Genomic DNA, 5,400 nt, shown 5'->3' with positions numbered 1-5,400 from the left:
GGCGGCAAGGCCGTGTGGCCCGAGGACGACAAGTGCCGGCTCCTCGGCCCTGCAACGTGCCGCCGCGCTACTACGCCGCCGCCGGCGCGCCCGCCGGCAGGCGGGCGCGCCTTCGCCGTTCCCGCGGGATCAGGCCGACTTGCGGTACAGCTCGGCCACCATGAACGCCAGATCCAGCGACTGGCCCCGGTTGAGCCGCGGGTCGCACGCCGTCTCGTACCGCTGGTGCAGGTCGGCCTCGGCGAGCCCCTGGCCGCCGCCGACGCACTCGGTGACGTCGTCGCCGGTGAACTCGATGTGGATGCCGCCCGGATGGGTGCCGAGCGCCCTGTGCACCTCGAAGAAGCCCGCGACCTCGTCCAGGACGTCGTCCAGCCGCCGGGTCTTGTGCCCGCTCGGCGCCTCGAAGGTGTTGCCGTGCATCGGGTCGCAGATCCACGCGACGGGCGCGCCGCTCTGGTGCACCTTCTCGATCAGCGGCGGCAGCGCGTCCCGGATCCTGCCCGCGCCCATCCGGGTGATGAAGGTGAGCCGGCCGGGCTCGCCGTCCGGGTTCAGCCTGTCCATCAGCGCCAGCGCGTCGTCGGCGGACGTCGCCGGGCCGAGCTTCACCCCGATCGGGTTGCGGATGTGCCGCAGGAACTCGACGTGCGCCCCGTCCAGCTGCCGGGTGCGCTCGCCGATCCACAGGAAGTGCGCGGACACGTCGTAGGGCAGGCCGCTGAGGTGGTCGATGCGGGTCAGCGCCCGCTCGTACTCCAGCAACAGCGCCTCGTGGCTGGAGTAGAACTCCACCCCGTGGAACTCGTCGGGATTCGCCCCGCACGCCTTCATGAACGACAGCGCCCGCTCGATCTCGCCCGCGAGCTGCTCGTAGCGCCGTCCCGCCGGGCTCTGCTGGACGAAGTCGCGGTTCCAGGCGTGCACCTGCCGCAGGTCGGCGTAGCCGCCCTTGGTGAACGCCCGGCACAGGTTCAGCGTGACCGCCGAGCAGTGGTAGGCCTTCAGCAGCCGGTGGGGGTCGTTGCGGCGGGACTCCGCGTCGAACGCGAACCCGTTGACCGCGTCGCCCCGGTAGGCGGGCAGCTCGACGCCGCCGCGCGTCTCGACCGGCTTGGACCGCGGCTTGGCGAACTGGCCCGCCATCCGGCCGATCTTCACGACCGGCACGCTGGCCGCGTAGGTGAGCACGACCGCCATCTGCAGCAGCGTCTTCAGCTTGTTCTTCACCGCGTCGGCGTTCGACCCGCCGAACGTCTCGGCGCAGTCGCCGCCCTGCAGGACGAACGCCTCACCGCGCGCCACGTCCGCGAGCTGCGTCTTCAGCTGGTCGCACTCGCCGGCGAAGACGAGCGGCGGCTGGGCCGCCAGTTCGGCGGCGGCCGCCCGGACCTCGTCCGGGTCGTCCCAATCGGGCTGCTGGAGGGCGGGGAGCGCGCGCCAGGCGTCGAGGTCCCCGGTGACGGCGGATGTACTCACCCCGAAAGGCTATGACACCGCCCGCCCAGCAAGGGACGCCGAACCCGCGGACGCGGTGCCGCGCGCGGCCCCGGAACGGGCCGGAGGCGGCGAACCGGGCGGTCTCGTCGTGCCGACCGCCCGGTTCCCGGCGCCGGGCCTCGCGGCGCGTTCGGGCCGCGAGGCGCACAGGTCGCGACGCACTCAGGCCGCGCGGATCCCGGCGCCCGCGGTCTCCCGCGCGGAGCCGGGCGCCAGCGTCCTGCGCCCGCTCAGATCCGTCTCGTTCGCGAGCTGGCGCAGCCGCCGCAGCGAACGGTCGGTGATCTGCCGCACCCGGTTGTGGCTCAGGCCGTACCGGGCGCCGATCTGGGCGTACGACAGCGGCTGGCCGCTGTCCATCCCGAACCGGGCGCGCACGATCGCGGACTCGCGTTCCGGAAGCCGGTCGAGCAGCCGAGCGAGGCCCTCGATGTCGTCCAGCGCGAGGATCTCCGCCTCCGGCGTGACGGCGTCCGGATCCTCCAGCAGGTCGCCCATCGACGTCTCGCCGGCGTCGTCGACGGCCGCGTCCAGGCTCGCCGGGTCGCGCCGCCAGCGCAGCAGCTCGTCCACGTGCTCGGCCTCGGCGCCCAGCGTCCCGGCCAGCTCCTCGCGGGTCGGCTCCCGGCCGAGTTCCCGCCCGAGCTGGCGCTCCGCGCGCCGCAGCCGCGAAAGTTCCTCCTCCACATGGACCGGCAGCCGGATGGTGCGGGCCGTGTGGCTGAGCCCGCGCCCGATCGCCTGCCTGATCCACCATGTCGCGTATGTGGAGAACTTGAAGCCGCGGCGGTAGTCGAACTTCTCCACCGCGCGCATCAGCCCCAGGTTCCCCTCCTGAATGAGGTCGATGAGGGGCAACGAGTCGGTCGGATACTTCCGGGCGATCGAGACCACCAGCCGCAGATTGGCCTCGACGAAGCGCTGCTTCGCGCGCAGCCCCGCCGCGGCCAGCTCCTGCAGCTCCTCGCGGGTCGCGCCCGCGGGCACTCTCCCGTCCTCGAGGAGCTGCTCGGCGTACAGGCCCCCTTCGATCGCCTTGGCCAGATCGACCTCCGCCTGCGCATCGAGCAGAGGAGTACGGCCGATCCGGTCGAGGTACGCACCGACAAGATCCTTGTCGGTGACGTCGACCCTGTCGCCCTTTGTACGGGTTGCAGCCATCCTGACCCTTCTCCGGTGCGATCTCCCTGAGAGGACAACGCTAATTACCGCTCTGTGATTCCCGAACGGGAATACTGCGAGGCTGTTAGCCGCTCTACGACCTGATACCCCGACTGAGGAGAAACCGACATGGCGACGGTCACACTGACCGCTGACAACTTCGACGAGGTGGCCCAGGCCGAGGGCATCGTGCTGGTGGACTTCTGGGCGGAGTGGTGCGGACCCTGCAAGCGCTTCGCGCCCGTCTACGAGAAGTCCGCGGGCAAGCACGAGGACATCGTCTTCGCGAAGGTCGACACCGACGCCGAGCCGGAGCTGTCCGAGCGGTTCGGGATCAGGTCGATCCCGACGCTGATGGCGATCCGGGACGGCCTCATCGTCTTCGCCGAGGCGGGCGCGGTACCGGAACCGGTGCTGGAGAACGTGATCGAGCAGGTCCGCGGCCTCGACATGGAGGACGTCCGCCGCCGCGCCGACGGCTGACGGCGGGCGGAGTCCCGGACGCCCGGGCGTCGCGGGGATGGCGAGCGGGCGGCGCGAGGGCAAAGAAGCGGGTGGCTGCGCCCGATCCACCGCCCGGATGGACGATGATGGACGGATGCTCGCCGATGTCGTCCCCTACCTGGTGTGCCCCGTGTGCGGAGCCGGCCTCGAACTGGCCGGCCGCGGGCTGCTCTGCCCCGGCGGGCACGCCTTCGACATCGCGCGGCAGGGGTACGCCAACCTCCTGCCGGGCAACGCCCGCCCCGGAACGGCCGACACACCGGAGATGGTGCGGGCCCGCGACGAGTTCCTCAAGTCCGGCCACTTCGACGCGCCCGCGGACCGGCTGGCACGCGCTGTCGCCGGCGTGGGCCCTTCCCTCGTCGTCGACGCGGGCGCCGGAACCGGGCACTACCTGAGCCGGATACTCGACCGGTCGACCGGCGCCGCGGGCCTCGCGCTGGACATCTCCAAGCATGCGGCCCGCCGGGCCGCCAGGGCCCATCGGCGGGCGGGCGCCGTCGTCGCCGACCTCTGGCGTCCGCTCCCGCTGCGCGACGGCGTCGCGGACGTGGTCGTCAACGTCTTCGCCCCGCGCAACGCGGCCGAGTTCCACCGGGTCCTGCGCGACGACGGGCGGCTGTTCACCGTGACCCCGTCGCCGCGGCACCTGAGCACGCTGGTGGAACCACTCGGGCTCCTCTCGGTCGACGAGCGGAAGACCGAGCGCATGGACGCCGCACTCGCGGGCTACTTCAAGTTCGACGCGCGCCAGGAGATCGAGTCGGAGGCCGTCCTCACCCATGGCGAGGCGGCCACGCTCGTGGGGATGGGCCCGAGCGCGCACCACGTCCCGGCCGACCAGGTCGAGGAGCGGCTGCGGCGGCTACCGGACCCGCTGCCGGTGCCGCTGTCCTTCGTCCTGTCGACGTACCGGCGGCTGATGTAGGCCCGTGGCCACCCGCTGAGTCAGTTCGAGCAGCACCTGCGGCACCTCGCCGGGTTCTGTGACGTCCTCGACCCCCGGCACGTCGACGGTCTCGTACATGAAGGAGACGGAGACCGAGCGTGCCGTGCCGCTGAGGAGGAGGCGCTGAAGCGCCTGTCCCGCACGGAGCCATGCGGCGGGGGAGTCACCGCGAGTCGTGAGAACCGCGCGGCATCCCTTCGCCTCCGGGCCTCCGACCGTGAGCGGGTGAAGCGCCGCCCCTTCCAGGCGGGCCGCCTCGCCGAGTTCGCTGACGACGGGAGGCGCCGGCCGGGCTCCCGATGCGGGACGGTCGTCGAGGAAGGGCTTCAGCGTCGCGGCGTAGAGGAGCCGCTCCTCGCGGGTCACCCGATGGCGTCCGGCGAGGCGCACCGAGGCGAGGACCGCTGGACGCCCGGCGTCGGGAAGCAGCCGGACCACGGCCTCGTGCCCGAGTTGAGCGGCGGCAAGCCGCAGGTTGACGAGTGCGGCGCCACTGCTGAGATGCAGCCCCCGCCCCACGGGATCGTGCATGGGCCGGAACCTGTCCGGATCGGCGTGCAGCTCGATCAGGCCGGGGACGACCTTGAACCGCCACGCGTGCACGTCATGGATCGTCGGTCCCATCGTCGCGGCGACCACGAGGCGCTCCGCGGAGGAGCGGACGGCGGCGGGCACATTCACGAGGTGGTCCTCCTGACCTCGGCCGAGTGTCGTGCCGGGAGCCATTTCCCGTCCACGGGCGCCGGACGCCGATGGACGGGTCGTCCGCGCACGCTACCCCACTGTGACCCGCGGCACGTAGTGCCAGAAAGGCGAGGTCAGCGAGGCTGATGGTGTGCCTGGGTGACAAGAGAGCTCGGCGGCTTATGTGCCTTGATTTGACGGTGGTGACGACGGACCCTAATGTCTCTCCTGCCCCAAGGGACACGGGACGCCGGAAGGCGGGACGGCCCAGGGGAAGCCACTGGGAATAACCGCGGCTTCGGCTGCGGTTGGCCTCTGTGACGCCCTGGCCGGGATGCAGGACGCCATGAACGGCGGCCGGCCCGGCAGGGACCGATCCTCCGGAAACGGTCCGAGCGGCGCTCGGGCTCGTGTAAGGTGGATCGAAAGCCCAGAACGGGATGCAGGACGCCGCGAGGTGGCCGGCCCGCAGGGCGTCTCCTACGGAATGATCACCGCCAGGTTTTTGGCCTGGGGGTGTGTCGTCGCCGCGGGGGACTGGGACGCCTCCGACCGTCGAAAAGATCTTCACGGATCAGCTTGACAACGGAAGCAGACCAGGT

General features: G+C 71.7%; 5 protein-coding genes. 2 read left to right on the top strand and 3 right to left on the bottom strand.

Translation table 11 applies throughout. The features are described from left to right. Window positions 1-129: 129 nt before the first annotated feature. On the bottom strand, window positions 130-1,479 hold the full coding sequence (locus tag ABZ806_RS44785) for a class II 3-deoxy-7-phosphoheptulonate synthase (RefSeq protein WP_500226051.1): 1,350 nt from the start codon (window positions 1,477-1,479) through the stop codon (window positions 130-132). A 183-nt stretch (window positions 1,480-1,662) separates the two neighbouring features. After that, window positions 1,663-2,661 (bottom strand): sigma-70 family RNA polymerase sigma factor, encoded by a 999-nt coding sequence (locus tag ABZ806_RS44780; protein ID WP_500226048.1) that lies wholly within the window; start codon window positions 2,659-2,661, stop codon window positions 1,663-1,665. A 129-nt stretch (window positions 2,662-2,790) separates the two neighbouring features. On the opposite strand from ABZ806_RS44780, the gene trxA reads away from it, so the two are divergent. Both trxA and ABZ806_RS44770 read left to right on the top strand, forming a co-directional pair. Beyond that, on the top strand, window positions 2,791-3,144 hold the full coding sequence (gene trxA, locus ABZ806_RS44775; RefSeq protein ID WP_500226046.1) for a thioredoxin: 354 nt from the start codon (window positions 2,791-2,793) through the stop codon (window positions 3,142-3,144). Window positions 3,145-3,241: 97 nt separating this feature from the next. Continuing rightward, on the top strand, window positions 3,242-4,093 hold the full coding sequence (locus ABZ806_RS44770; protein ID WP_500226045.1) for a putative RNA methyltransferase: 852 nt from the start codon (window positions 3,242-3,244) through the stop codon (window positions 4,091-4,093). Here ABZ806_RS44770 and ABZ806_RS44765 read toward each other — a convergent pair. Continuing rightward, a complete protein-coding gene (locus ABZ806_RS44765; protein ID WP_500226043.1) occupies window positions 4,031-4,795 on the bottom strand; it encodes a hypothetical protein in 765 nt (254 codons plus the stop codon). The genes ABZ806_RS44770 and ABZ806_RS44765 overlap by 63 nt on opposite strands. Window positions 4,796-5,400: the final 605 nt, after the last annotated feature.

It is taken from the genome of Spirillospora sp. NPDC047418 (assembly GCF_040643275.1).
In the GTDB taxonomy this organism is placed as follows: domain Bacteria; phylum Actinomycetota; class Actinomycetes; order Streptosporangiales; family Streptosporangiaceae; genus Spirillospora.
Note: the sequence above shows the minus strand (reverse complement) of the source record. Positions and strands in the feature narration are given on the sequence as shown.